Genomic DNA, 26,177 nt, shown 5'->3' with positions numbered 1-26,177 from the left:
AGATGAACGTAGAAATGAAAAAAGTGGGCGTGATCGGCCTGGGCGCCATGGGCATGGGCATCGCGCAATCGTTGCTGCGCGCCGGCTTTGAAGTACATGCCTGCGACGTGCGCGCCGACACCGTGCAAGCGTTGGCCGGCCAGGGCGCCCATGCGGCGCAGTCTCCGGCCGCGCTGGCGGCGCGGGTACAAGCCTTGCTGATCGTCGTCGTCAATGCGCAGCAGACGGAAGCCGTGCTGTTTGGCGAACACGGTGCGGCTGCCAGCCTGGCGCCGGGCAGCGTGGTGATCGCCTGCGCCACCGTGGCGCCCGAGTTTGCCGAGGCCCTCGGCGCGCGTCTGGCGGCCATGGGACTGCGCTTCATCGATGCGCCCATTTCCGGCGGCGCGGCCAAGGCGGCTGCCGGCGAAATGTCGGTGATGGCGGCCGGCGCGCCCGATGCGTTCGACGCTTGCGCCGGCATTTTCGACGCCATCTGCGCCAAGCTGTATCGCCTGGGCGAACAGCCGGGGCAGGGTTCGAAGGTCAAGATGATCAACCAGTTGCTGGCCGGCGTGCACATCGCCGCCGCCGCCGAAGCGATGGCGCTGGGCTTGCGCGCCGGCTGCGACCCGGACGCCCTGTACGAAGTCATTTCAAACAGCGCCGGCAGTTCCTGGATGTTCCAGAACCGCGTGCCGCACATTTTGAAGGGCGATTACACGCCGCTGTCGGCCGTGAATATCTTCGTCAAGGATTTGGGCATCGTGCTCGATTACGCGAAGAAAAGCGTGTTTCCATTACCCCTGTCCGCCACGGCGCACCAGATGTTCATGCAGGCGTCGGCGGCAGGTTTTGGCGGCGAGGACGACTCGGCCGTCATCAAGACTTTCCCGGGCATTACTTTGCCGGTGCAAGCGTTACTGAATCAAGAGGAACCATCATGACCGTACTACTGGGATGTATCGCCGACGATTTCACGGGTGGCACCGACCTGGCCGGCATGCTGGTCAAGGCCGGCATGCGCACGGTGCAGCTGATCGGCGTGCCGCAAGGGCCGCCGCCAGCCGACGTCGACGCTGTCGTCATCGCCCTCAAGTCGCGCACGAATGCGCCCGAGGAAGCCGTGGCCGAATCGCTGGCCGCGCTGGCATGGCTGCAGCAAGCCGGATGCAAGCAGTTCTACTTCAAGTACTGCTCCACGTTCGACTCCACGCCGTGCGGCAATATCGGCCACGTGGCCGAAGCGCTGATGCGGGCGCTCGATACGGATTTCACCATCGCCTGTCCCGCATTCCCCGCCAACGGCCGCACCATCTACAAGGGCAACCTGTTCGTCGGCGACGTGCCGCTGGCCGAATCGGGCATGCGCGACCATCCCCTGACGCCGATGACGGATTCGAACCTGGTGCGCGTGCTGCAGCAGCAGGTGCAAGCCAAGGTAGGCCTGGCCGATTTCTCCGTGGTGGAGAAGGGCGCGGCCGCCATCGCCCAGCGCTTCACGGACTTGCGCGGCCAGGGCTGCCATTTCGCCGTCGTCGATGCCGTCTCGAACCGCGACCTGGAAGCCATCGGCGCCGCCTGCGCGGACTTGAAACTGATCACGGGCGGCTCCGGCATCGCACTGGGACTGCCGCAGAATTTCCGCCAGCGGGGACAGCTGGCGCCATCGCCGGCGGGACAGGCTGGACGCTTGCCGCCGCCGACGGGTTTGCGCGCCGTGATCTCGGGCAGCTGCTCGGTGGCCACGCAGCAGCAGGTGGCGCATTTGCGTGAACTGGCACCATCGTTCCACGTCGATCCGCTGCAGTTGGCCGCAGGCGGCGAAGTAGTCGATGCCGTCGTCGCGCAGGCGCTGGCATGGGCGGATGAGCACCTGGCGCAAGGTCCGGTGCTGATCTATGCCACGGCCACGCCGGACGCCGTGCGCGCCGTGCAGGCGCAGCTGGGCGTGGAGCGTGCCGGCGCCCTCGTCGAGGAAACCTTGGCCGCCATCGCGCAAGGCCTCGTGCGCCTCGGCGTGGGCCAGCTGATCGTCGCCGGCGGCGAAACCTCGGGCGCCGTGGTGAAAGCGCTGGGCGTGGCGGGCTTGCGCATCGGCCCCGAAATCGACCCCGGCGTGCCGTGGACGCAAGCCTTGCCCGCGCCGGGCGACGATGGCATGGCGCCGTTGGCGCTGGCCCTCAAGTCCGGCAATTTCGGCACGGTCGATTTTTTCAGCAAGGGCTGGCAGGTGCTGGCATGAGCGCCACCGAATCGCGCCAGCGCGAGCTGATCGTCGACTTCGGCAAGTCGCTGTTCGAGCGGGGCTTGACGGCCGGCAGCAGCGGCAACCTGAGCGTGCGCCTGGATGACGGCTGGCTGCTCACGCCGACGAACGCCAGCCTGGGACGGCTCGATCCCGCGCAATTGTCCAAGCTCGATTGGGACGGCAATTTGATCAGCGGCGCGCCGCCGTCAAAAGAGGCGTTCCTGCACCGCGCCATGTATGAAGAGCGGGGCAGCGCCGGCGCCATCGTGCACTTGCACTCGACCCATTCGGCCGCCGTGTCGTGCATGTGCGGCTTGAACCATGACGACTGCATTCCGCCGCTCACGCCATATTTCGTGATGAAGGTGGGACGCTTGCCGCTGGTGCCGTATCACCGGCCCGGTGACCCGGCGCTGGCCAGTGCGATCAGCGCCATGGCGCGCAAGCACTCGGCCGTGCTGCTGGCCAACCACGGTCCCGTCGTATCGGGCACGAGCCTGGAAGCGGCCGTGTATGCGGCCGAGGAACTGGAAGAGACGGCCAAGCTGTTCCTGCTGCTGCGTGACGTGCCCACGCGTCCGCTCGACGCGGCGCAGATCGCTGACCTGAAGCACACGTTCAAACTCGACATATAAGATTCCCAAGGAGATACCGCATGCCCCGTTTTGCCGCCAATTTGACCATGATGTTCAACGAAGTCCCTTTCCCGCAGCGCTTTGCCGCCGCCGCGCAAGCGGGTTTTAAAGGCGTCGAATTCCTGTTCCCGTATGACCACGCGCCGCAGGAAGTGGCCGGCTGGCTGCGCGAGCACGGTTTGCTAAATGTGCTGTTCAACCTGCCGCCGGGCGACTGGGCGGCCGGTGAGCGTGGCATCGCTTCGCTGCCGGGCCGCGAAGAAGAATTCCGTGCCGGCGTGGCACGCGCCATCGAGTATGCGCTGGCGCTGGGCACGCCGCGCGTGCACATGATGGCGGGCCTGCTGCCCGTGGGCGCCGACGTCAAGCTGCACCGCGCCACCTACCTGGCCAACCTGCGGTACGCGGCCCAGGCCGTGGGCGAGCATGGCCTTGAGCTGCTGATCGAACCGATCAACGGGCGCGACATGCCCGGCTACTTCCTCGTCACGCAGGCACAGGGCCATGCGCTGCGCCTGGAGTCGGGCGCGGCCAACGTCAAGGTGCAGATGGATTTTTACCACACGCAGATCGTCGAGGGCGATATCGCCATGACGTTCAAGAACAACTTCGACGGCATCGGCCACGTGCAGATCGCCAGCGTCCCGGCGCGCAATGAGCCGGACGATGGCGAAGTCAACTACCCGTATCTGTTCAAACTGCTGGATGACCTCGGCTACGAGGGCTGGATCGGCTGCGAATACCGTCCGCGCGGGCGTACTCAGGATGGCCTGGGCTGGCTGGCCGCTTACAACAACAAACAAGGAGCATGAACATGAAAGTACTGATTACCGGCGGCGCCGGTTTCCTCGGACAGCGCTTGGCGCGCCAGTTGCTGGCGCAAGGCCAGCTGACGGACAGCCACGGCCAGTTGCAAACGATCAGCGAGCTGGTACTGGTCGACGTGGTGGCCGCGCATGGCTTTAACGATGCGCGCGTCAAAGTGGTCACGGGCGACATCGCCGACGGCGCCTTGATGCGTGCCACCATCGATGCGCAGACCAGCTCGATCTTCCACCTGGCCGCCATCGTCAGCGGCCAGGCGGAAGCCGATTTCGAGCTGGGCATGCGCATCAACCTTGACGCCTCGCGACTGCTGCTCGACATCTGCCGCGAACTGGGACACAAGCCGAAGGTCGTGTTTACCAGTTCCGTGGCCGTGTACGGCGGCAAGCTGCCGGACGTGGTGCAGGACACCACCGCCCTGAACCCGCAATCGTCGTACGGCGCGCAAAAGGCCATCGGCGAATTGTTGCTCAACGATTACAGTCGCCGCGGCTTCGTCGACGGCCGCGTGCTGCGCCTGCCGACCATCAGCATACGTCCCGGCAAACCGAACAAGGCGGCATCGTCGTTCGCCAGCGGCATCATCCGCGAACCGTTGAATGGCGAGGCGGCCGTGTGCCCCGTGTCCACCGATCTGCGTCTGTGGCTGCTGTCGCCGCGCGGCGCCATCGCGTCGCTGATCGCCGGCCATGAACTGGCGGGCGAGGCCTTCGGAGCCAGCCGCACGGTGAACTTGCCGGGTTTGAGCGTGAGCGTGGGCGAGATGATCGCCGCACTGGAACAGGTGGCCGGCAGCGAAGTAACAAAGCGCATCAGCTATGCGCCTGATCTGGCCGTCGAGCGCATCGTCAAGAGCTGGCCCGGCGCCTGGGATACCCAACGCGCCGAGGCGCTGGGCTTGACGGCCGATGCGGATTTCGCCAGCATCATCCGCGCGTATATCGACGACGTGAAAGCGGCCGGCTAGGCGGCTGTCGGCAGTTGCGAGCGGCGATAGTCGAGCGGCGTGCTGCCCACCAGCTCCACAAAGCTGCGGCTGAAATGGGCCTGGTCAAAAAAGCCCAGTGCATGCGCCAGGCTGGCCAGGTCGGGCGCATCGGGCTGCGCCAGGCGCCAGATCGCTTCCTGCAGGCGGTAGCGCTGGATCACCCACTTCGGCGGCACGCCCACGTAGTTGGCGAACAGGCGCTGCAGCCGGCGTTCGCCGATATCCATTTTTTCGCACAGCTGCGCCACGCTCGCCGGGCCATTGTGGGCCGCCGCCGCGGCAGTCAGCCTGGCGGCCAGCAGGGCCGCGTCATCGACCTGCGGCAGCCTGGCCAGCAGCAACGCCTGTGCCTGCGCCACCATGGCCGCATCGCCGGCTTGCCCCAGCACGAGCGCCTCGGCTTGCCCTGCCGGCATGTCCAGCAGGGCATCGGCGGCGATGGTCGTATCGGTGAATGACGACAGGGGCTGGCTGATGAACGGGCGCAGGCCGCCCGGCGCGAAACGCACGCCCAGCACCTTGCCCGCACCGGTCAACGGCCTGTCAAAGGCGCCGCGCACGACGCCATGGATGGCCGTGCGCCCAAGGTCGAACACCAGGTGAGCGTTCGGGTACGGCAGCACGCGCTGCGTCTCCGGCGCGCAGCCCCGCCTGTCCCATTCCACCACCCAGAAGTACTCGACGAACGGCGCCAGCGCGGTGTCCGGCGCATAGGTCGCCAGCCGTATGCGGCGCGCCGCCGCCTGCGGGTCGACGATGCCCTTCGGCGCCTGGCCGCGCGCGGCGAGCACATTGCGCGTGTTGTCGGTTTTATCCAATATTTGTCTCCTGCGCGGCAATAAGATGGTTCTCTCGCATCGATTGAAAGGGGATCATGAAATCACACAGCTTGTCCGGCCTGGTGCTGGCCGCATGTTGTCTATCGGTGGCGCCGGCCGGCGCCGCCTCGTCTGCAGAGGGAGATCATCGCATGCCAGTGCACGCCACGGGAAGTTTCAGCATCACCATGACGCCATCCGCGGCGCCGCAGCGTGCGGGGCGCACGACCTTGGGCAAGGTACTGCTCGACAAAGTCTATGCCGGCGACCTGGTCGCCACGGCCAAGGGGGAGATGCTCAGCGCCGTCACCGACACCAAGGGCGCGGCCGGCTACGTCGCCATGGAAGCCATCACGGGCGTGCTGCAGGGCAGGGAAGGCAGCTTCGTGGCGCAGCATGCGGGCACCATGGCCGATGGCAAGCAGCAGCTGTCCATCGTCATCGTGCCGCATTCCGGCACGGGGCAACTGACGGGCATCAGCGGGACGCTGGCCATCCGCATTGAAAACGGCCAGCATTTCTACGATATCGACTATTCGCTGCCGGAGTAGGGCAAAGCATGGACAGCAATCTGTAGGCGCTGGTGCGGTCAAGGCTTTTCAAGTAGGTCGGATTAGCGGCAAGGCCGCGTAATCCGACACCGCCACCGGCGCCAACGATGTTGTCGGATTACGGCCCGCAGGGCCTAATCCGACCTACCCAGTATCGATGCCACATTGTCGGTGCCCGGTGCGCCAAACAGCTGCTGCTTGAGGATATGCAGCTGGTCGCGCACTTGCGCCGCCTTTTCGAACTCGAGGTTCTTGGCGTGGTCGACCATCAGTTTTTCCAGGCGCTTGATTTCCTTGCTGACCTGCTTCTCGCTCATGGCTTCGAACTTGGCCGCTTCCTGCGCCACTTGCAGGGTTTCGCGCGCTTCCTGCGGGCTGTAGACGCCGTCGATCATTTCGCGGATCGATTTCTTCACGCCGATCGGGATGATGTTATTCGCCGTATTGAAGGCGATCTGCTTGGCGCGGCGGCGTTCCGTCTCGTCTATGGCACGGCGCATGGAGTCCGTGATGCGGTCGCCGTACAAAATTGCCGTGCCGTTCAGGTTACGCGCGGCGCGGCCGATGGTCTGGATCAGGCTGCGCTCGGAGCGCAAAAAGCCTTCCTTGTCCGCGTCGAGGATGGCGACCAGCGACACTTCCGGCAAGTCCAGGCCCTCGCGCAGCAGGTTGATCCCCACGAGCACGTCGAACGTGCCCAGGCGCAGGTCGCGCAGGATTTCCACGCGCTCCACCGTTTCGATATCGCTGTGCAGGTAGCGCACCTTGATGCCATGGTCGCCCAGGTATTCCGTCAATTGCTCGGACATGCGCTTGGTCAGGGTCGTCACCAGCACGCGTTCGTCCTTCTTGATGCGCTCGACGATTTCCGACATCAGGTCGTCCACCTGGCTGCTGGCCGGGCGCACGATGATCTGCGGGTCGACCAGGCCCGTGGGCCGCACGACCTGTTCGACCACCTGGTCGGAATGCGTCTTTTCGTATTCGGCCGGCGTGGCCGAGACGAACACGGTCTGGCGCATCTTCTGCTCGAATTCCTCGAATTTCAAGGGCCGGTTGTCGAGCGCCGACGGCAGGCGGAAGCCGTAGTCGACGAGGTTCGTCTTGCGCGAGCGGTCGCCGTTGTACATGGCGCTCAACTGGCCCGTCAGCACGTGCGACTCGTCGAGGAACATGATGGCGTCGGGCGGCAGGTAGTCGACCAGGGTCGGCGGCGGTTCGCCCGGCAGCGCGCCGGACAGGTGGCGCGAGTAGTTCTCGATACCCTTGGTGAAACCGATTTCCGCCATCATTTCCAGGTCGAAGCGCGTACGCTGCTCGAGCCGCTGCTCTTCGATCAGTTTATTTTCCTTGCGGAAGAACTCGAGGCGCTCGCGCAGCTCGTCCTTGATGGTTTCCACGGCGCGCAGCACGGTGGAGCGGGGCGTCACATAGTGCGAGCCCGGATACACGGTGAAGCGGGGGATTTTCTGGCGTACGCGGCCCGTCAGCGGGTCGAACAGCTGGATCGATTCGATTTCGTCGTCGAACATTTCCAGGCGCACGGCCAGCTCCGCATGCTCGGCGGGGAAGATGTCGATGGTATCGCCGCGCACGCGGAAGGTGCCGCGGCCGAAATCGACCTCGTTGCGCGTGTACTGCATCTGGATCAGGCGCGCGATGACGTCGCGCTGGGCGACTTTGTCTTTGACGCGCAACGTCAGGATCATCTGGTGGTATTCGTTCGGGTTACCGATACCGTAGATGGCCGAGACGGTGGCGACGATGATGACGTCGCGCCGTTCCATCAGCGACTTGGTGCACGACAGGCGCATCTGCTCGATATGCTCGTTGATCGACGAGTCCTTTTCGATGAACAGGTCGCGCTGCGGCACGTAGGCTTCAGGCTGGTAGTAATCGTAGTAGCTGACGAAGTATTCGACCGCGTTTTGCGGGAAAAAGTCGCGGAACTCGCTGTACAGCTGCGCGGCCAGGGTCTTGTTCGGCGCAAAGACGATGGCGGGCCGGCCCATGCGCGCGATGACGTTGGCCATGGTGTAGGTCTTGCCCGAACCGGTCACGCCCAGCAGGGTCTGGAAGGCCAGTCCGTCGGCAATCCCCTCTGACAACTGGTCGATTGCCGTGGGCTGGTCACCGGCCGGAGGGAAGGGCTGGTGCAGCTTGAACGGGGAGTCCGGGAAAGAGATAATTGCGCTTTCCGCCTCGCTGGCGGTAGATAATTCGGGCATGTGAATCAGACCTTTGTTAGAATAGTGCTCTGCTGGCGGCCCTGGCGTTGTATTTTGGGGCGCTGTCTACAACTCCGCTGTGAACCTGCTTCCAATCGAATCCAATCTTATCATGACGAACCCAACTGTTTCTGCCAGTCTGTTTAGCGCCATCGAGATGGCCCCACGCGACCCGATCCTGGGCATCACCGAAGCATTTAACGCGGACCAGAATCCCGCCAAAATCAATCTGGGCGTTGGCGTCTATTATGACGACAACGGCAAAGTGCCTCTGTTAGCTTGCGTACGCAAGGCGGAAGCCATCCTGATCGAACAGGCGGCGCCACGCACCTATCTGCCGATCGAAGGCCTTGCCGCCTACGACAAGGCTGTGCAAGAACTCGTATTTGGCGCCGATAGCGCCGTAATTCAAGAGCGCCGCGCCGTCACCGTGCAAGCCATCGGCGGCACGGGCGCACTGAAGATCGGTGCCGACTTCCTGCAGCGTTTCGCGCCGGGCGCGCAAGTCTACATCAGCGACCCGAGCTGGGAAAACCACCGCGCGCTGTTCGAGAACGCCGGTTTCGTCGTCAATAACTACACCTACTACGATGCCGCCACCCATGGCGTGAACTTCGACGGCATGCTGGCCAGCCTGAACGCCATGCCAGCCGGCTCCATCGTCGTGCTGCACGCGTGCTGTCACAACCCGACCGGCGCCGACCTGAGCGTGGCCCAGTGGGATCAGATCATCAGCGTGGTGACCTCGCGCGGCCTGGTGCCGTTCCTGGACATGGCCTACCAAGGCTTCGCCAACGGCATCGCCGAAGACGGCGCCGTGGTGCGCCGCTTCGCCGACGCGGGCGGCCCGCTGCTGGTATCGAATTCGTTCTCGAAATCGTTCTCGCTGTACGGCGAGCGCGTGGGCGCCCTGAGCGTCGTCGCCTCAAGCGCCGACGAAGCGGCCCGTTTGCTGTCGCAGCTGAAGCGTGTCGTGCGCACCAACTACTCGAATCCGCCAGTACACGGCGGCAAGGTGGTCGCCACCGTGCTGGCTACGCCAGAACTGCGCCAGTTGTGGGAAGAGGAACTGGCCGGCATGCGCGTGCGCATCCGTGAAATGCGCAATGCCTTCGTGGAAAAGCTGAAAGCCAAGGCGCCAGGCCACGACTTCGAATTCGTGCGCCAGCAAATCGGCATGTTCTCGTACTCGGGTCTCACCAAGGAGCAGGTGGCGTCCTTGCGAGAGCAATCGATCTACGCCGTCGACACGGGCCGTATCTGCGTGGCAGCATTGAACTCGCGCAATATCGACATCGTCATTGACGCGATCGCCAAAGTGCTTTAATATCTTGCTTCTTCGGCGCTGCATGCAAGTGCGGCGCTGATGGCGGTAGAAAGTCGGCGATGGCCGTGTTTGTGATGATGCAGTGTCGGTCTTGCAAATATGGAACAAGCGACATATAATATTGCCTCTTTTCCCTGATAGCTCAGTTGGTAGAGCGACGGACTGTTAATCCGCAGGTCCCTGGTTCGAGTCCAGGTCGGGGAGCCAGAATTCGAAAGGCCACGTTGAAAAACGTGGCCTTTTTTGTTTTTGCGGCGCCGGCGTGTGGCTTGCGGCAAGATAAGATTTTCCCTATGGAAATCTGGACAGGGCCAGCTTTGGCCTATATAATACGGCCTCTTTTCCCTGATAGCTCAGTTGGTAGAGCGACGGACTGTTAATCCGCAGGTCCCTGGTTCGAGTCCAGGTCGGGGAGCCAGAACACGTAGTAGCAGAAAGCCCAGCCTTTACCGGTTGGGCTTTTTGCATTTCAGCGCGCCGCGATTGGTGCCGGCAGGGTCCCAATGATCGCCTGCTGGAATTTTTCCGGTTCATCCTGGTGTATCTGGTGTCCCGATTGTTCAAATACAAACAGCCCCTTCCTTGGTGCCTGCAGCTGCTCAAAATAGTCTTGCGTGATGCGGGTGGACGTCTGGATGTCGTTCTTGCCAACGAAGAAATAGACCGGGCAGTCGACTTTCTTCAAGGTCTTCGGCAAATCGATGTGCATCACTTCGTTCCATACGGGAGACCAGGCCTTGGACCATTGCAGAAAGCCGGTCTTGAAGCCATCGCTGGTCGCAAAAGCCTTACCCTCCTGATGGAAAAGCCATTTGCGCAGGTAAAACAGGTCTTCATCCTGTTGAAAGGGAATATGCACCTGCGCCAGTTCCTTGCTGGCGGTGGCATCGTCCCGGAAATGCGCCTTCAAATTGGCCAGCAATTCCTTTTCGCTGGCCAGCTGACTGACGACGGGATTGACGGCGAAATACGCATGCAGCAGTTCCGGATGCTGTTCGACGATATGAAAACCGAGCACATTGCCCCAGGAGCTGCCCAGCAAGTATATTTTTTCCTGCCTGAGCTCTTTTTGAAGAAACGTGATGACCTGATACGTGTCCTGCTTCATCTGCGCGACGGAAGGCTGGCTAGGCGACGGATTGAGTTTCAGGGTTTTTCCCGCATCGCGCTGATCCCACTGCACCAGCGTAAATCTGTTTTTCAGGATGGCGGTGAAGGCATCCGCATTCTTCAGCATTGAACTTCCCGGTCCGCCCGATAAAAAGAGCAGAACAGGTTTTTTTGAGTTATCTGTCTTGATTTCCACAAACTGCTTGATCCCGCCGATGTCCGGTGTCAGCAGCGCATCGATGGCGAGCGCTTGCGCTTTGCTTGCGGAAAATGGCATCAGGGTGATGAATAGCACTGCCAGTAGCTTAGTCATGGGCGGATATCGATGGTGGCCTGTGGGTAGGGGGGTGTCCATGGGGGATATTATCCGAATAACATGTTGCATATAGAGAATATGTGTGGCGTGGCGGGCCGCTGCCTGTGTGCTTTTTCGTTTTGCGCTATCCTGAATGTAACCCCATAGGAGAGCTGCCACCATGACCTGTTCAATTCCGTTGCGCCATATCGTCCTGTGTGACTTTCTCGAGGACATCACACCGGCCAAGCATGCCGAGCTGGTCTATGAATTTTCCCAGCTTAAACACCGCATTCCCGGCGTGCTGCAATTCGAATGGGGACCGAACGTCAGCCCGGAAGGCCTCGATGACGGTTTTACCGATTGCTTTACCTTGACCTTCGATGGCGCCAGCGCGCGCGACGTGTACCTGGCCCATCCTGCCCACTTGGCCTTTGTCGATCTGCTCAAGCCATGGCTGGGGCGGGTGCTGGTGTTTGACTATCAGCCCCGGGAAAATCCGGGCTGAGTGTCGCCGCGCGTAAATTTTTCAGCGTAAATCTGGACAACTGAAAATTTGCCCTATAGAATGCGGCCTCTTTTCCCTGATAGCTCAGTTGGTAGAGCGACGGACTGTTAATCCGCAGGTCCCTGGTTCGAGTCCAGGTCGGGGAGCCAGAACAGCAGCAGCATCAAAAAGCCTAGCCTTCACGGTTGGGCTTTTTGCATTGCGGCCATGGTTCTCGTGACATTTCACGCTGATTTGCCGAAAAGCATCTGTCATACTTGCTTGGCACGTTTGCTGCCTTTTGATGAAAACAACTTTCCTATGAAGAATCTCTGCGCCCTGCTGCTGATGCTGGCCGCCGGCACGGCCTACGCGCCCCTTGCCGGCGGCCAAGGGCGTCAGCCGCCATCGGAAGCGAAGGTCAAGCAGCAAATCATCGCCGAGTCGATTGCCGCCTATCCTGGCCGCTGCCCCTGTCCCTACAATGCCGCCAAGAATGGCAGCGCTTGCGGGGGACGCAGCGCATGGAGCCGGAAGGGCGGTTACGCTCCCATCTGCTATGAACGGGAAATCAGCAGCGAGATGGTGCGCAAGTGGCGCGAGGACAATGCCGCCGCGCTGTGACTATTGCCCCGTGCGCAACGCTTCCAGCGCCAGATAGCCGGGCTGCACTTGCGCGGCGATGGCGGCCAGGCCGCTGGCTGCGGCCACTGGCGGATCGCCGTGGTAGGCCGTGCCGTATTTCGCATGCACGCCGCTCCGCGCGCGCATCGCTTGCAACTGTGCCGGCGTGGGGGCGATGCCCAGGCGGGCCAATACATCGCTGAACACGATATCTGGCAATTGCTTGTAGTGAATTAACTGCAGCTGGCCGGCGGCGGCATGGGGCAGGGCTGCGTCGAACAGGCTGGTCAGCACGAGGCTCGTATAGCCATCGATATCGCCGGGCGCCAGCTGGTGCGGGGGCAGCGGCAGCTGTGTCGGGTGCAGCATGCCGGGAACCATTTGCGGGCCGCGCTGGCGCTGGTGCGAGGCCAGCACGGCCAGCGGTTCGCGGTAGACAAACAGGCAGGGCGTGCCGGGAAACGCCTGCAGCAGCAAGTCCAGGCTGTGGATGTGCCAGCAATCGAACTTGATGAAGAAATGTGTCTCTTCGCCCGTGCGGCGCTGGCCCAGGGCCAGGATAGCCTGGCGCAGCAGGGCGATGCCGTCGCTGCCCGCCATGCCATCGTGATGCAGGCGCAGCAGCGAGTCGATCACGGGCGGCTCGGACATGACGATGCACTGTGGCAAGGACGACAGCAGCTGGCTCAGCAGGGTCGAGCCGCAGCGCGAGACGTGGAAGATGAAGGCGTCGGGCGCCAAGCCATTGCCGAGCGTGGCCATCATGGTTAGCGCGGCCAGCGGCGTGCGGCAGACGCGGCGCTCCTCATGCGGCTGGCGCGCCAGGGTATTGACAAAGAAGGCGTCGCTGAAAGCCGTGTCCCCCAGCTCGCGCCAGCACATGGCGGCATCCTCCAGCGCCTCGCCGCGCTCCACATACAGCGGATACCAGCCGCGCAAGTCCATGCCTTCGTGCCATGCCACCGTCTCGCCTTTGGCCAGCAAGCGTTCCTGCTGGGCCAGGCCTGGCGTGGCGTTCACGGCGCGCTCCCGTCTGCCAATGCGGACAGTTGGCTGGCCAGCGCCAAGCTGGCGGGCGAGGGTGACAGCCGCAGCTGGGCGATGACGGCCCGCACATTGCCATCGTTGATGCTGGGGTCGCCATATTTATGGGCCGCTTTCGGCACGAAGCCGGCCGAGGCGAACAGCGTTTCGAGCCAGGCATTGGTGATGCAGTCGAGCACGAGGTGGATGCGCGGCGCGGCGCCATCGTTGCGCACCGCATGCAGGCAGCTGGCGTCCATGTACCAGGCGTGGCCGGCCGCGAAGTGCACGTTCTCGCCGTCGATGCTGAACAGCACTTGGGGCGTAGTGTGGATGGGAATGTGGATGCGGATCAAGCCATCGGCCAGCGACGTGCCGGCGTCGCGGTGGGCGCGGATGATGGCGCCTGGCGCCAGAGCCATCAGGCGCGCGGCGCGGATCTCGCAGGCGAAGCTGGCGAGCACCTCGCGTAGGCAGGGGCAGCGCGCCAGTTGCGGTGTGCTGGCATAGGCGGCGCCGTCGACGGGCATGATGTCGCCGGCTGCTCCACCGGGCGAGCGCAGCGGCACGCAGCTCCAGCCCTGGTCATAGGCGCCCGTATTGAAATGAGGGAGCCACTCGCCGGCGGCGAACTGGTCGCTGTCGCGCTGCATGCGCGCCACGTCAAAGCGCAGCGGCAGCCGCAGCCAGGTGCTGGGCGGAATCGGCGCCGCCACTATGGCGCGCTCCATTCCAGTTGTTCCTGGACGTCGTTTTCCCCGCATAATCGAAAGCCCAGCCGCTGGTACAGCGCGCGCGCGGCGGTGTTGCTTTTGTTGACAGCAAGGTGGATACGGCATTGCTGCGCGCTCGCTTGCGCCTGCAGGCCGCGCAGCACGGCGCTGCCTGCGCCCTGGCCTTGCGCGGGGGGCAGGATGGCGATGTCGACCAGATGCAGCACCTGATCATGGCGGTCCAGCACCAGGCGGCCGATGGGCGTGTCGCCGTGCTGCAGCACCAGATACGCGGCGTGCGGATACGCCTGACGATAGCCGTGGCTTTGCATGCGCTGCTGCATGGCGATCAGCTGCTCGATCACGGCGGGATCGGCCGGCATCTGGCGCAAGTCGTCGCGCGTGGAGCTGTACAGCGCGGCGGCAAAGCCATCGTCGTCGTCGCGCTGGACGCGCAACTGGTAGGGGGCGGAAAGCGGCAAGTCGTGCATCGGTGCTCCGGTAGGTGGTGGCGATGGGGGCGATGGTGCCAAATGCGCAGGCGTTTATTTATTTGCTATGCTGCCAATTTTTCCGCGCACTTGCAATCATTTCAAGGAAGCCGCCATGCATTCTGTCTTTATCCCGCCTTTTCCGTGGAGTTGCCCGTGGAGTTGCGCGTGACTTCGGCGCGCGTGGAACTGGCCGCCATGGCGGCCGCGCTGTGCGATCCGCAGCGTTCGCTGGCCAGCCTGGTCGGCGAAACGGTGCGGCTGCGCCAGCTCGTCGAGCGCCATTCGCGCTTGCCCATGGACCGGCAGGACGGCTTGCGCGACGGCGAAAGTTTTCTCCCCAGCGGCTGGGCCATCTCGCCCGTGCAGGCGGGCCTGTGCGCGCGCGAGCCCTACCGCAGCGCCGCCTTCATCCAGGGTCTGGCGCAGGCCGTGCGCGAGCGGCTGGCCGTGAACGGTGGGCGGCCCGTGCGCGTGCTGTATGCGGGCTGCGGCCCGTTCGCACTGCTGGCCCTGCCGGTGATGGCCGTGCTGAGTGCGACCCAGGTGCAGTTTGCCATCCTCGACGTGCATATGGAAACCCTGGACTATGCGCGCGAACTGATCGCCGCCTTGGGCCTGGACAGCCACATCGACGAATACATCTGCGCCGACGCGGCCGCCTATCAAATGCCTGCGGGCGCCATGCCGGACGTGATCGTCAGCGAAACCATGAATACGGCGCTGGGCAAGGAGCCGCAGGTCGCCATCCTGCGCAACCTGCACGCGCAAGCGCCTGCGGCGGCGCTGCTGCCGGCGGCCGTCACCGTGCACCTGGGCCTGGACCGGCGCAGCCCCGGCGAGCCGTGCACGGACTGGGGCCCCGTGTTTGCGCTCGACGCGGACGCCATGCGCGCCTGGCAGGGGGAGCGGGGCGACACGCTGCCCGCCGCCAGCATCCGCCTGCCTGACGTGCTGGAGCAGGCGCCGCGTTTGCTCACGCGCATCCGCGTGCATGGCGACATCGTCCTGGGCGACCATGAGTGCAGCCTGAACCTGCCACTGCCTTTGCCGGGCAAGCCCTCGTTGGCTGGCGGCAGCGTGCTCGACTTCCATTACCGCCTGGGCGGCCAGCCAGGACTGGCGTTTTGCCTGCGTGAAAAACAGGAATTGCCCGAGCCAATATCTCAGTAGTAATACTACATTGGCAGACAATTTACTTCTGTAGGATAATGTGGAACCGGTTCCATTTATGCGCAAATGCAATGTGGCGCAATCATCGAAGTCAATAAAACAACAAGTCTTGCGGGAGTCTCATGAACCATCCAGACACTGAACCATCTGCAACATCCGTTTCATCCCTTCCCCGCATCAGCCGCCGCCACGCCCTGATCGGCCTGGCTGCGTTGCTGGCGCAGGCTGGTTTCTGGAGCAATCCCCTGTCCGCCGCCATGCAGGCGCCGGCCAGCGCGCCGGCTGCCGGCCTGGCGCCCGCCACCATGCTGTTCTACACCCTGTCGCAAACGATCACGGGCCACCGCGATCTGTCCGCCGCGACGGCGGCGCGCATCGAGCAAGCCATGCGCAGCAACGTGCCCGGCTTCGCCGAGCGCTTGCCGCAGCTGGGCGCGCTGCTCGTCACGGGCCAGGAAGCGAAGACCTTGCTGGCGGCCGCCACCGCTACCGATGCGGCTTTGCGCGAGCTGGCGCTGGCCATCGTCGCCGCCTGGTACACGGGCACCGTCGCCGGCAACGCGGCGCAGGGCACGAAATCCATCGTCGTCGCCTACGCCGAGGCCTTGATGTACCGCACGGTGGCCGATGGCCAGGTCGTGCCGACTTACTGCAATTACGGCCCCCTGTGGTGGCTGAAGGCGCCGCCGGCCGTGCGCGTCTCCGCGCCCGTGGAACCGAAACCCGTACCGGCCCCGGCCACCACCGGCACCCCTGAACCGAAAGGCAAGCAAGCAAAATGAAATCACCCCAATTCAAGAGTAATGGCGACGTCGTCGCCGATGTCGTCATCGTCGGCACGGGTGTCGTCGGCGCCATGATGGCCGACCAGCTGGCCGCCCAAGGCCATTCCGTGATCATGCTGGAAGCGGGCCTGCGCATCGAGCGGGGGCAAGCCGTGGAAAACTGGCGCAACATGCCGTTCGAAAACCGCGTCGGTTCCGACTTCCAGGGCCTGTATCCGCAGGCGGAGAATGCCCCCGCGCCGCTGTATTTTCCGAAGAATAACTATGTGGAAGTGTCCGGCCCCAACGGCAGCAGTTTCCAGCAGGGCTATCTGCGCACGGTGGGCGGCACGACCTGGCACTGGGCCGCATCGTGCTGGCGCCACTTGCCATCCGACATGCGCATGAAAAGCGATTACGGGGTAGGGCGCGACTGGGCCATTTCCTACGATGAGCTGGAGCCGTACTATTGCCGCGCCGAGCAGGAAATGGGCGTGGCCGGCCCCAACGATCCTGCGCTGCAATCGCCGAGCGAGCGCAGCGCGCCATACCCGATGGACATGGTGCCCTGGGGCTATGGCGACAAGCGCTTCGCCGAAGTGGTCAACCCGCACGGCTACCGTTCCGTGCCGATTCCGCAAGGCCGTTCGACGCGCCCATGGCAAGGCCGTCCCACCTGCTGCGGCAATAATAATTGCCAGCCGATCTGCCCCATCGGCGCCATGTACAACGGCATCCACCACGTGGAGCGGGCCGAGCTGAAGGGCGCTGGCGTGCTGGCCGAGGCCGTCGTCTACCGCATCGACACGGACCACAACAACAGAGTGACGGCCGTGCACTGGTATGACGCCAAGAAACAATCGCACATGGCGACGGGCAAGGCTTTCGTGATTGCCTGCAATGGCATCGAAACGCCGCGTTTGCTGCTGCTGGCGGCGAACAAGAACAATCAGAACGGCATCGCCAACAGTTCTGACCAGGTGGGCCGCAACATGATGGACCACTCGGGTTTCCACTGTACCTTCCTCGCCAATGAACCGATCTGGACGGGCCGTGGCCCCGCGCAAAGCAGCTGCCTGGTGGGCCCGCGCGACGGCGCCTTCCGTGCGCAGTATTCTGCCAACAAGATGATCCTCAATAACATCACGAGGGTCGGACCTGCTACCCAGCAGTCCTTGAAGCTGGGCCTGGTGGGCAAGGACCTCGACGATGAAATCCGCCGCCGCGCCGCGTTCGGCGTGGACTTGTCGATCAGCCTGGAACCGCTGCCCGAAGCGCACAACCGCCTGACCCTGAGCAAGACGCGCAAGGACCCGCTGGGCCTGGCCTGCCCCGATATTTACTATGACGTGGGCGACTACGTGCGCGATGGCGCGAAGGCCGCGCATGCGCAGCTCAAGCACATCGGCAAGCTGTTCGGCGCCGTGGAATTCCATATCACCGACAGCCTGAACGCGAATAACCACATCATGGGTGGCGTCATCATGGGTTCGAATCGTCTTGACTCCGTGGTCGATGGCAATTGCCGCGCCCACGATCACGCCAACCTGTGGCTGCCCGGTGGCGGCGCCATGCCGTCGGCCAGCGTCGTCAACACCACCCTCAGCATGGCCGCGCTCGGTTTGCGCGCTGCCGACGACATCGCCCGCACCCTGGCAAGGGAGGCCGCATGATGCGCCGTTTATTGCTGAGCCTGACCCTGGCGGCCAGCTTGCCGCTGGCCGCGCACGCTGCGCCACCGGTGCCGCCCGTCACCCTGACGCCGGACCGCCCGGCCGCGCCCGTGCCCGCCAAGCCCAATGCGCGCCTCGAACGGGGCCGCTACCTGGCCATCGCCGCCGACTGCATGGCCTGCCATACGGCAGCGGGCGGCAAGCCGTATGCGGGCGGCTACGCCATCGATTCGCCGCTGGGTACGATCTACGCGACGAATATCACGCCGTCGAAAAAAGGCGGCATCGGCCACTACACGGAAGCCGACTTTGCGCGCGCCCTGCGCGAAGGCGTGCGCGCCGATGGCAGCCACCTGTATCCGGCCATGCCCTACACCAGCTATGCGCAGCTGACGGATGCGGACGTGGGCGACCTGTATTACTACTTCATGCAGGCCGTCAAGCCCGTCGATGAGCCGGCGCGCCAGACGGCCCTGCCATTCCCGTTCAATGTGCGCCTGTCGATGCTGGGCTGGAATACCTTGTTCCTCGACAATAAGCGCTTCGTGCCGGACGCAACGAAAAGCGCGCAGATCAACCGGGGCGCCTACCTGGCCGAAGGCCTGGCGCACTGTAGCGCCTGCCATACGCCGCGCAATGCGCTGATGGCGGAAATCGGCAGCCAGACCCTGGCCGGCGCCTCACTCGGCTCCTGGCATGCACCGAACATCACGTCCGACAAGGTCAGCGGCATCGGCGCGTGGACGGATGCGGAAATCGCCGCCTACCTGAAGACGGGCCACGTGGAAGGCAAGGGGCAGGCGGCGGGCGGCATGGCCGAAGCCATCCAGAACAGCCTGCAATTTCTGCGCGACGACGACGTGGCCGCCATCGTGGCCTGGCTGCGCACGGTGCCGCCCGTGCGTGCACCGGGCCAGACGAAAGCTGCCTTCAGCCATGGCAGCGCGGCCAGCGAAGAATCGGCATTGCGCGGCATGGCCAGTTCCACCGAGCATCATTCGCTCAACAGCGGCGCGGTGCTGTTTTCCGGCTACTGCGCCAGCTGCCACTCGGCCAGCGGCGCGGGCAGCACGGGGCAAAGCTATCCCGCCCTGTTCAACAACACGGCGACGGGCGGCAACACGCCGGCCAACCTGGTGTCGGCCATCTTGTTTGGCGTCGAGCGCAAGATCGAAGGGGAAGAGCACGAAGCGTTCATGCCCCGTTTCGACCAGCGTTCGTACGTGCAGCCCTTGACGGACGAGCAGATCGCGTCGATTGCCAATTATGTATTGAAACAGTACGGCAACCCGGACGTGTCCGTCACGCCCGCCTACGTGGCGCAGGCGCGCAGCGGTGGCGAGAAACCCGTGCTGGCGCGGGCGCAACCGTTCATGCTGCCGGGCGGCATCGTGGGCATCCTGCTGCTGATCGCGCTGTTTATATGGCTGCGCCGGCGCAGCCAGCGCAAGGAATAAGTGTCGAAACGGCGGCGAATATGAACGTTGGGCGCAACTTGCAGTAAAATGCAGGCTGAAAAATGGTTACGAGCAATCGTAGCCATTTTTTATTCTGGCCCGATCCTGGCGAGAGTGTTCGCCATATTTGAAAATTGACAATGTCCCATTCCCTGCATCACCAATTTATACGTTTCGCCGCCGTCGGCGCTTCCGGCACGGCCGTGCAATACAGCGTGCTGTGGGGCGGCGTGGAATGGGCCGGCATCAGCGCCGCCGCCGCATCCGGCATCGGCTACATCCTCGGTTCCGTCGTCAACTACATCCTCAATTACTTTTTCACGTTTAAAAGCGACAAGGGCCATGGCGAGGCGGCTTCCAAGTACTTCACCTTGCTGGGCATCGGCTGGTGCATCAATACGGGCCTGATGTGGCTGCTGGTACACCAACTGGGCTGGTATTACTGGCTGGCGCAGGTGCTGGCGACGGGCATCGGGCTGGTCTGGAATTTTGCGGGCAGCCGCTGGTGGGCCTTCAAACCGGCTGGCGCAGCGACCAAGTAAATAGTTGCAAGAAAAAATGCGCTAGGCCAAGACCAGGCGCGCGGTTTTACCAAAACAAGGGGTTAATCATGCAGTTCCTGGAACGCTATTTCAAACTGAAGGACAACGGGACCAATGTGCGCACGGAGCTGCTGGCCGGCCTGACCACGTTCCTGACGATGGCCTACATCATCTTCGTCAACCCGTCCATCCTCGGCGACGCGGGCATGCCGAAAGACTCCGTCTTTGTCGCCACCTGCCTGGCGGCCGCCATCGGCACCCTGATCATGGGCTTGTACGCGAACTACCCGATCGCGCTGGCGCCGGGCATGGGCTTGAATGCGTATTTCTCGTACACGGTGGTCAAGGGCATGGGCATGAGCTGGGAAGTGGCGCTGGGCGCCGTTTTCATTTCCGGCTGCCTGTTTATCCTGGTGAGCCTGTTCAAGGTGCGCGAGATGATCATCAACAGCATCCCGCCCGCGCTGCGCACGGCGATCACCGTGGGTATCGGCTTGTTCCTGGCCATCATTTCCCTGAAAAGCGCCGGCGTGGTGGTGTCGAACCCGGCCACGATCATCGCCTTGGGCGACTTGCACCAGGCGGCGCCCATCCTGGCCATCCTCGGCTTTTTCATCATCGTCGCGCTGGACCGCCTGAAAGTGCCGGGCGCCATCCTGATCGGCATCCTCGCCATCACGATTGCCAGTTTCTTCTTTGGCGGCAACCAGTTCAACGGCATCGTCTCGGCGCCACCGGCCATCGAGCCGACCTTGTTCAAGCTAGACATCATGGGCGCGCTGTCGATCGGCATCGTCAACGTGGTGCTGGTGTTTTTCCTGGTCGAACTGTTCGATGCGACGGGCACCCTGATGGGCGTGGCCAACCGTGCCGGTCTGCTGAAAGACGGCAAGATGGAACGCATGAACAAGGCCTTGCTGGCCGACAGCACGGCCATTGCGGCCGGCGCCTGCCTGGGCACGTCGAGCACGACGGCCTTCGTGGAAAGCGCGGCCGGCGTGCAAGCGGGCGGACGCACGGGCTTGACGGCCGTGGCTGTTGCGCTGCTGTTCCTGGGCAGCCTGTTCTTCGCCCCACTGGCGCACACGGTGCCGCCGTACGCGACGGCGCCCGCGTTGCTGTACGTGGCTTGTTTGATGTTGCGCGAATTGACTTTCATCGACTGGGATGACAGCACGGAAAGCATTCCCGCCGCCATCACGGCGCTGATGATGCCATTTACGTATTCTGTGGCCAGCGGCGTCGCCTTCGGCTTCATCACCTATGCCGTATTGAAACTGCTGACGGGCAAGGGCAAGCAGGTGTCCGTAGTGGCTTACATCATCGCCGCCATCTTCCTGTTCAAGTTTATCTACTTGGGCGAATAGCGTGGGCGAATAGCGGGTTTGCCGCCGCAATGACAGGGCCGCCCGTGCATCCGCACCGGCGGCCTTTTTTGATGGCGCAGCCTACATCAGCAGCGCCGCCACCAGGTCTTTTTTGGCCTCGCCGGCGCTGCCGTCGAAGCGCAGGGCCGCTTCCACGTGCGCCAAATGCTCGACCATCAGGCGCGCCGCCAGGTCCGCGTCGCCGCTGCGCGCAGCCTCGAGAAAGCGGCCGTGCTCGTCGCACGAGCAGGCGGCATCATGGCCCGACTGGTACAGCATGGTGATGAGCGAACTGCGGCCCACCAGTTCGCGCACGATGTCGCGCAGCACGGCGTTGCCGGCGATATCGGCCAGCAAGACGTGGAAGTCGCCCAGCAGTTGCGAGCGCAGCGGCGTCGCCTGGGCCAGCGCCTGGCGTTCCGCTTTCAGGTGGCGCTCGAGCATCCTGTAGTCGGCAGGCTTGGCCCGCGCAACGAATTCGCGCGCCAGTGCCGCCTCGATGATGCGCCGGGCGGCAAAGATGTCGCGCGCCTCCGCTTCGGTCGGCTGGCTGACGAAGGCGCCCTTGTCGGGCACCATGCGTATGAGTTTGTCTTTGGAGAGGATGAGCAGGGCGGCGCGGATCTTGGTGCGGCTGACGCCGTACAGCCGGCACAGCGCCTCTTCGCGCAGCCGCGTGCCGGGTGGCAATTGGCGTGCCACGATGGCGGCCGCCATATGCGCGGCAATGTCCGCCGAGCTGTCGCCGCTGCCGGGATTGTCCACCAGTGTTGCGCTTGATTCTGTCATGTCGGGTGAGAGCAGTAAGCCAGGGGCAAGGTGCGCCTTGCAAGCGCATGTCTGCGCGGGGGCGTGGTCGACGCTCCGCTGCCGGCATGCCGTTGTGCGCCTTGCGTGTCGGCAAGGCCTGGCTATTCTACTATCTTGCGTGGCGCCACGCAGACGGGCGCAGCCAGCCGGCGAGGCTTGCTCCCTGGCGGCCAGTTTTGCTGGCCATGCAGCAACAACTGGACATGGGAAATTTTGACGTATATAATTCGGCCTCCTTTCCCTGATAGCTCAGTTGGTAGAGCGACGGACTGTTAATCCGCAGGTCCCTGGTTCGAGTCCAGGTCGGGGAGCCAGAACAAGCAGCAGCAAAAGGCCACGTGGCAACACGTGGCCTTTTTTGTCATGCGCACACGGTTTCCCGTTCACGCTAGTTATCGCCTCGGCGCATCAACGGCACGCGCGGTGTTCCCTGATCAGGGATCCACAAACACGTCGAAACGCACCTTCAGCGGGCTGCCCCACGAGATATCCACCCAGGCACGGAAGCCGCCGTTATATGGCGCGATGTTGTACACGGCCATGCGGGCTGAGCCGATGAAGCGGTTCTGGGGAGTGGCGCCATATTCGCTGATGTTGAGCAATACGCGCGAATTGGCCTTCACGTTGGCGTTGGCGAAGTTGACCGAAGGATGCACGCCATTGGCCGTCCACGTGTAGTAGGTGGTGAAGGCGGCGGCGCTCAGGTTCAGGTCCTGTGCGGCCGCGTCTTGCGAGGCCTGGCCGTCCTGCTCCAGCGGCAGGTCGGTGGTTTCCGGGGCCAGGTTGCTGCCCGTGTGATTTTCTACTTTCATTTCCATGATGTACTCCTCATCGATAGTTTGGACACCGCGCCTGTCGTTGTGCGGCAAAACGCCCTATCTGTGTTGCCGTGACGGCCAGTGTCACGTCCGGGCTGATAAGGTAGCCGCCTGCTCCATGCTGTTGGAGTAATTCATTCTAGACATACACAGGCGTAGAAAGCGCGCTGTGCCGCTGGAAAAGCGGCGCTCGCTTGTGCTGGCGCAAACACCTTGCAGGCAGACGGCAAGAACTTTTCCGACAGGCTATTTTTATGGGGGCGCCACGCATGCCGCGCAGGACAATGGCACAATAGGCCCAGCCGACCTGCCGATACGGAACCCGTTGCGAGCCTAGCCCATGCCGATACTGAACCTGAGTGCCGAAACCGATATCTATTACGAATTGATCGAAGGCGACCCCGCCAAGCCCTGCCTGGTCTTCCTGCACGAGGGACTCGGTTGCTGTGCGATGTGGAAAGATTTTCCCGCGCAGCTATGCCAGGCGACGGGATGCCGCGGCTTGCTGTACGACCGCCACGGCTATGGGCAGTCGTCGCCGCTGGCGGCGCGCCGCCAGCTCCATTATCTGCACGACTACGCGCTGTGCGAGTTGCCGCAAGTGCTGGCGGCACTGCTGCCGGGACAGGACCATTTTCTCGTCGGCCACTCCGATGGCGGCAGCATCGCCCTGATCTATGCGGCGCAGCAGCCGCCGCGCTTGCGCGGGATCATCACCGAGGCGGCGCATGTGTTTGTCGAAGGCATCACGCTCGATGGCATACGCGAGGCGGACGCGGCGTTTGGCGCGGGCAAGCTGCGCGCGCTGGCGAAATACCATGGCGACAAGACGGAGACCATTTTCAAGGCCTGGTCGGACACCTGGCTCAGCTATGGCTTCCAATTCTGGAACATCGAGTATCTGCTGCCTTCCGTCGAATGCCCGGCGCTGGTGGTGCAGGGCAGCGAGGACCAGTACGGCAGCGCGGCCCAGGTCGAAACCATCGTGGCGCAGGCGCTCAACGCCATGCCCGCCATGGTCGAGCAGTGCGGCCATACGCCGCACCAGGAGCAGCCGCAGGCATTGCTGGCGCTGATGGAAGGCTTTTTGCAGGGCCGCATGGACGCGGCCATTCACCCGAGAACGGCATGATAGACCACCTCGATCACCTGGTACTGACCACCCGCGACAAGGCTGCCTGCATCGATTTCTATACGCGCGTGCTGGGCATGCAGATCGAAACGTTTGGCGCCGGCCGCCATGCCTTCAAGTTTGGCGCGCAAAAAATCAACCTGCATGAGGCCGGCAAGGAATTCCTGCCCAAAGCGGATTTGCCCACGCCCGGCGCGCTGGACCTGTGCTTCATCGCCGCCGTCCCGCTCGACGTGTTCATCGCCCATTTGGCGGCGCTGGGGATTGCCATCGAGGAAGGGCCGGTGGCCCGCACGGGCGCCAACTGGCCCATCCGCTCCGTGTATCTGCGCGACCCGGACCGCAATCTGATCGAAGTGTCCGAGCGCGCCTGAGGTTCACCCCGACGCTCAATGGCAGGCGGGATCGCTGTCCCAGCGGCCCGAGCAGATGCGTGAGCGGCACAGCATGCCTTCGATCAGGCCCAACTGCTGACAGCGCTGCAACAGGTCCGCCGTTTCCTCGTCCTGTTTGCGCAGCACCACGTCGCGCGCGGGTAACGCCGTGCCTGCTTGCCGGTGCGCATGGGCCACCATCGCCGTCAGCAAGGCGACGTCGCTGTCGCCGGGCGCGGCAGCCGGCTTCGCGCCTTGTGGGCGGGCGGCCGCCTGGCGCACGGGCGCTAGCACCTTGCGTGGCGCGCTCACGGCTGCCACCTCGGGCAAGGGCGGCCCCGCCGTATTGACGATGGTGGCGGCCTGCACCGGGGGCGCCGGGTATTGCAGCACCGTTGGCGCCGGTATTGCGGGCGTCGCCGTGGCAATGGCGGGCGCCGGCGGCAGCGGCGGGACGTCCATGTCGTAGGCGAGCACGGCCGTGATCAGCACCGCCAGGCATAGCGCGCCAGCGGCTCCGTGCCGCCAGCCGGGGCGCCAGCGAAGGGCTGGCTTGGCCACAGGCGCGGCGGTGCCGTGCTCGAGCTGCGACAGGATGCCATTGCCTTCGATGCGCGCGCCAGCCGCGCCGGCCTTGCTCAGCAGGTCAGGACCGCGCGCCTGGCCATCCCCGGTTTTCAGTAAAGACAAAATATCACCTCCGCAGTGGATCAAATTCAACTGACCTTGATGTAAACCGCGCCCATGCGGGCCGCGCACGCCTACGATCTAGCGATACCGCCGAGCAATGGATTGCCCGGCCCCGCCGATTCCCGTCACGGAGCGCCCCATGTTCGTCGCCCTGGTCCTGATGTATTTCTTGCTCGCCTGTCTTGCCTGCTGGCTGCTGCTGTTTCCCGGCGGCCGCGCCATCGTGCTGCACACGCTCGTCAACCTGGGCTGGCGCATGCAGCGGCGTGCACAGGGGGTGCAGCGGGGCGGCGGCGCGCAGTGGCAGCGCGTGCAGCAACACACGGGCTCGGGCATGGCGCGCGTCTGGCAACTGCTGTGGCGGCATCGCTGGCTGAGCCTGGCAGGCAGCGTGCTGGTCATCGTGCCGCCGCTGCTGGCCTGGCTGTCCAGCGACCGCATCGCCCTGCGCGGTTATGCCGACCAGCAACACGTCATCAACGACCAGGTCAGCGACTTGCTGAAGGGCGAGCAACTTGTGCCGCCACCGACCTTGCCGCCGCTGCTGTTTTCCACGGCGGAAGTAACGCAGCTGCGCCCGCTGCTGGGCGGCGCCAGCCGCAACTGGCAATTGCTCGATCACGATTTCGCGCAGCGCTTGCTGCTGGTCTTCAAGATCATGAAAGACGTGCATGGTTACGATATGGTCTTGCTGGAAGGCTATCGCAGCCCGGCGCGCCAGGATCAATTGGCGGCGGCCGGCCCGAACGTGACGAACGCGAGGGCGTTTCAAAGCTATCACCAGTATGGCCTGGCGGCCGATTGCGCATTCATGCATGAAGGAAAGCTCATCATTTCTGAAAAAAATGCCTGGGCCATGCGCGGCTACCGTTTATATGGCGTGACGGCCGAATCGGTGGGCCTGCGCTGGGGCGGACGCTGGACCATGATGGATTTTGGCCACACGGAATTGCCGCAACCGCGCGTGCTGGGCAAGTAAGCCGCGCCAGCCATTCTAGCGCCGCGTGCGGCCCCGAATTTCACCGCTGCAAG

The 26,177-nt window shown here is 63.7% G+C and carries 27 protein-coding genes and 4 tRNA genes; 22 read left to right on the top strand and 9 right to left on the bottom strand.

All coding sequences use genetic code 11. The annotated features are described in order from the left end of the window. The first annotated feature begins 2 nt into the window (after window positions 1-2). Genes ltnD through denD form a run of 5 tightly spaced genes read left to right on the top strand, consistent with a single transcriptional unit; the run spans window position 3 to window position 4,657 of the window. A complete protein-coding gene (gene ltnD, locus OPV09_RS21575; RefSeq protein ID WP_338679343.1) occupies window positions 3-926 on the top strand; it encodes an L-threonate dehydrogenase in 924 nt (307 codons plus the stop codon). Next, window positions 923-2,224, top strand: coding sequence for a 3-oxo-tetronate kinase (otnK, locus tag OPV09_RS21570; RefSeq protein WP_338679342.1), 1,302 nt, complete (start codon window positions 923-925; stop codon window positions 2,222-2,224). Before ltnD ends, otnK begins: the two co-directional genes overlap by 4 nt. Next, window positions 2,221-2,865 (top strand): 3-oxo-tetronate 4-phosphate decarboxylase, encoded by a 645-nt coding sequence (gene otnC, locus OPV09_RS21565; RefSeq protein WP_338679341.1) that lies wholly within the window; start codon window positions 2,221-2,223, stop codon window positions 2,863-2,865. The genes otnK and otnC overlap by 4 nt, the downstream gene beginning before the upstream one ends. 20 nt (window positions 2,866-2,885) lie before the next feature. Beyond that, window positions 2,886-3,677, top strand: a complete 792-nt coding sequence (gene otnI, locus OPV09_RS21560) for a 2-oxo-tetronate isomerase (RefSeq protein ID WP_338679340.1) — start codon at window positions 2,886-2,888, stop codon at window positions 3,675-3,677. 2 nt (window positions 3,678-3,679) lie between these two features. Then, the gene (gene denD, locus OPV09_RS21555; protein ID WP_338679339.1) at window positions 3,680-4,657 is read left to right on the top strand and encodes a D-erythronate dehydrogenase; all 978 of its coding nucleotides are present in this window, start codon (window positions 3,680-3,682) and stop codon (window positions 4,655-4,657) included. Here denD and OPV09_RS21550 read toward each other — a convergent pair. After that, window positions 4,654-5,496: a helix-turn-helix domain-containing protein gene (locus tag OPV09_RS21550; protein ID WP_338679338.1), complete on the bottom strand. Its 843-nt coding sequence runs from the start codon at window positions 5,494-5,496 to the stop codon at window positions 4,654-4,656. The two genes, denD and OPV09_RS21550, sit on opposite strands and share 4 nt — an antisense overlap. A gap of 56 nt (window positions 5,497-5,552) precedes the next feature. On the opposite strand from OPV09_RS21550, the gene OPV09_RS21545 reads away from it, so the two are divergent. After that, window positions 5,553-6,047, top strand: coding sequence for a DUF3224 domain-containing protein (locus tag OPV09_RS21545; protein WP_252867359.1), 495 nt, complete (start codon window positions 5,553-5,555; stop codon window positions 6,045-6,047). Window positions 6,048-6,181: 134 nt separating this feature from the next. Here the strand turns inward: OPV09_RS21545 and uvrB are convergent, their stop codons facing one another. After that, entirely contained in the window at window positions 6,182-8,275 is a 2,094-nt protein-coding gene (gene uvrB / locus OPV09_RS21540) for an excinuclease ABC subunit UvrB (RefSeq protein ID WP_338679337.1), read from the bottom strand. 112 nt (window positions 8,276-8,387) lie between these two features. Between uvrB and OPV09_RS21535 the strand changes: the two genes are divergently transcribed. The 3 genes from OPV09_RS21535 to OPV09_RS21525 all read left to right on the top strand — a co-directional run bounded on the left by OPV09_RS21535 (window position 8,388) and on the right by OPV09_RS21525 (window position 10,020). Further along, the gene (locus OPV09_RS21535; RefSeq protein ID WP_175444492.1) at window positions 8,388-9,602 is read left to right on the top strand and encodes an aromatic amino acid transaminase; all 1,215 of its coding nucleotides are present in this window, start codon (window positions 8,388-8,390) and stop codon (window positions 9,600-9,602) included. Window positions 9,603-9,733: 131 nt separating this feature from the next. Then, window positions 9,734-9,809 (top strand) — tRNA-Asn (locus tag OPV09_RS21530). A gap of 135 nt (window positions 9,810-9,944) precedes the next feature. Beyond that, window positions 9,945-10,020, top strand: a tRNA-Asn gene (locus OPV09_RS21525). 51 nt (window positions 10,021-10,071) lie between these two features. Here OPV09_RS21525 and OPV09_RS21520 read toward each other — a convergent pair. Next, on the bottom strand, window positions 10,072-11,025 hold the full coding sequence (locus OPV09_RS21520) for an alpha/beta hydrolase (protein WP_338679336.1): 954 nt from the start codon (window positions 11,023-11,025) through the stop codon (window positions 10,072-10,074). Between the two features lie 163 nt (window positions 11,026-11,188). On the opposite strand from OPV09_RS21520, the gene OPV09_RS21515 reads away from it, so the two are divergent. The 3 genes from OPV09_RS21515 to OPV09_RS21505 all read left to right on the top strand — a co-directional run bounded on the left by OPV09_RS21515 (window position 11,189) and on the right by OPV09_RS21505 (window position 12,118). Continuing rightward, entirely contained in the window at window positions 11,189-11,515 is a 327-nt protein-coding gene (locus tag OPV09_RS21515; protein ID WP_034750182.1) for a Dabb family protein, read from the top strand. Between the two features lie 73 nt (window positions 11,516-11,588). Further along, window positions 11,589-11,664, top strand: a tRNA-Asn gene (locus OPV09_RS21510). 151 nt (window positions 11,665-11,815) lie between these two features. Beyond that, window positions 11,816-12,118 carry a hypothetical protein gene (locus OPV09_RS21505; RefSeq protein WP_338679335.1) on the top strand — a complete coding sequence of 101 codons (303 nt, stop codon included), beginning with the start codon at window positions 11,816-11,818 and terminating at the stop codon, window positions 12,116-12,118. Here the strand turns inward: OPV09_RS21505 and OPV09_RS21500 are convergent, their stop codons facing one another. The 3 genes from OPV09_RS21500 to OPV09_RS21490 are packed head-to-tail and all read right to left on the bottom strand — an operon-like array spanning window position 12,119 to window position 14,345. Further along, the gene (locus OPV09_RS21500) at window positions 12,119-13,138 is read right to left on the bottom strand and encodes a sulfotransferase (protein ID WP_338679334.1); all 1,020 of its coding nucleotides are present in this window, start codon (window positions 13,136-13,138) and stop codon (window positions 12,119-12,121) included. Next, entirely contained in the window at window positions 13,135-13,872 is a 738-nt protein-coding gene (locus OPV09_RS21495) for an aspartyl/asparaginyl beta-hydroxylase domain-containing protein (RefSeq protein WP_338679333.1), read from the bottom strand. The genes OPV09_RS21500 and OPV09_RS21495 overlap by 4 nt, the downstream gene beginning before the upstream one ends. Continuing rightward, entirely contained in the window at window positions 13,857-14,345 is a 489-nt protein-coding gene (locus OPV09_RS21490) for a GNAT family N-acetyltransferase (RefSeq protein WP_072452647.1), read from the bottom strand. The genes OPV09_RS21495 and OPV09_RS21490 overlap by 16 nt, the downstream gene beginning before the upstream one ends. Before the next feature lie 168 nt (window positions 14,346-14,513). Here OPV09_RS21490 and OPV09_RS21485 point away from each other — a divergent pair, with 168 nt between their 5' ends. The 6 genes from OPV09_RS21485 (at window position 14,514) to OPV09_RS21460 (ending at window position 21,321) form a co-directional block, all read left to right on the top strand. Further along, window positions 14,514-15,518, top strand: a complete 1,005-nt coding sequence (locus OPV09_RS21485; RefSeq protein WP_338679332.1) for a hypothetical protein — start codon at window positions 14,514-14,516, stop codon at window positions 15,516-15,518. 122 nt (window positions 15,519-15,640) lie between these two features. Beyond that, on the top strand, window positions 15,641-16,300 hold the full coding sequence (locus tag OPV09_RS21480; protein ID WP_338679331.1) for a sugar dehydrogenase complex small subunit: 660 nt from the start codon (window positions 15,641-15,643) through the stop codon (window positions 16,298-16,300). Then, window positions 16,297-17,955, top strand: coding sequence for a GMC family oxidoreductase (locus OPV09_RS21475; RefSeq protein WP_338679330.1), 1,659 nt, complete (start codon window positions 16,297-16,299; stop codon window positions 17,953-17,955). The genes OPV09_RS21480 and OPV09_RS21475 overlap by 4 nt, the downstream gene beginning before the upstream one ends. Continuing rightward, window positions 17,952-19,412, top strand: coding sequence for a c-type cytochrome (locus tag OPV09_RS21470; protein ID WP_338679329.1), 1,461 nt, complete (start codon window positions 17,952-17,954; stop codon window positions 19,410-19,412). The genes OPV09_RS21475 and OPV09_RS21470 overlap by 4 nt, the downstream gene beginning before the upstream one ends. A 140-nt stretch (window positions 19,413-19,552) precedes the next feature. Then, entirely contained in the window at window positions 19,553-19,954 is a 402-nt protein-coding gene (locus tag OPV09_RS21465; protein WP_338679328.1) for a GtrA family protein, read from the top strand. A gap of 68 nt (window positions 19,955-20,022) precedes the next feature. After that, on the top strand, window positions 20,023-21,321 hold the full coding sequence (locus OPV09_RS21460; RefSeq protein WP_070302267.1) for an NCS2 family permease: 1,299 nt from the start codon (window positions 20,023-20,025) through the stop codon (window positions 21,319-21,321). Window positions 21,322-21,402: 81 nt separating this feature from the next. Here the strand turns inward: OPV09_RS21460 and OPV09_RS21455 are convergent, their stop codons facing one another. Then, on the bottom strand, window positions 21,403-22,110 hold the full coding sequence (locus tag OPV09_RS21455; protein ID WP_070302264.1) for a GntR family transcriptional regulator: 708 nt from the start codon (window positions 22,108-22,110) through the stop codon (window positions 21,403-21,405). Window positions 22,111-22,369: 259 nt separating this feature from the next. Here OPV09_RS21455 and OPV09_RS21450 point away from each other — a divergent pair. Then, window positions 22,370-22,445 (top strand) — tRNA-Asn (locus OPV09_RS21450). A 120-nt stretch (window positions 22,446-22,565) separates the two neighbouring features. On the opposite strand, the gene OPV09_RS21445 is transcribed toward OPV09_RS21450, so the two are convergent. Continuing rightward, window positions 22,566-22,949: a hypothetical protein gene (locus tag OPV09_RS21445; protein ID WP_223278793.1), complete on the bottom strand. Its 384-nt coding sequence runs from the start codon at window positions 22,947-22,949 to the stop codon at window positions 22,566-22,568. Window positions 22,950-23,289: 340 nt separating this feature from the next. Here OPV09_RS21445 and OPV09_RS21440 point away from each other — a divergent pair, with 340 nt between their 5' ends. Then, window positions 23,290-24,081: an alpha/beta hydrolase gene (locus OPV09_RS21440; RefSeq protein WP_338679327.1), complete on the top strand. Its 792-nt coding sequence runs from the start codon at window positions 23,290-23,292 to the stop codon at window positions 24,079-24,081. Beyond that, complete coding sequence (locus tag OPV09_RS21435) at window positions 24,078-24,455, top strand: VOC family protein (RefSeq protein WP_034750152.1); 378 nt, start codon at window positions 24,078-24,080, stop codon at window positions 24,453-24,455. Before OPV09_RS21440 ends, OPV09_RS21435 begins: the two co-directional genes overlap by 4 nt. Window positions 24,456-24,470: 15 nt before the next feature. On the opposite strand, the gene OPV09_RS21430 is transcribed toward OPV09_RS21435, so the two are convergent. Beyond that, on the bottom strand, window positions 24,471-25,145 hold the full coding sequence (locus OPV09_RS21430; RefSeq protein ID WP_338679326.1) for a hypothetical protein: 675 nt from the start codon (window positions 25,143-25,145) through the stop codon (window positions 24,471-24,473). 139 nt (window positions 25,146-25,284) lie between these two features. Between OPV09_RS21430 and OPV09_RS21425 the strand changes: the two genes are divergently transcribed. Beyond that, on the top strand, window positions 25,285-26,124 hold the full coding sequence (locus OPV09_RS21425) for a M15 family metallopeptidase (protein WP_338679325.1): 840 nt from the start codon (window positions 25,285-25,287) through the stop codon (window positions 26,122-26,124). Window positions 26,125-26,177 lie beyond the last annotated feature (53 nt).

The sequence above is a fragment of the Janthinobacterium sp. TB1-E2 genome, from assembly GCF_036885605.1.
GTDB classification, from domain to species: Bacteria; Pseudomonadota; Gammaproteobacteria; order Burkholderiales; family Burkholderiaceae_D; genus Janthinobacterium; species Janthinobacterium aestuarii.
This window is presented reverse-complemented; position numbering and strand designations above follow the sequence as displayed.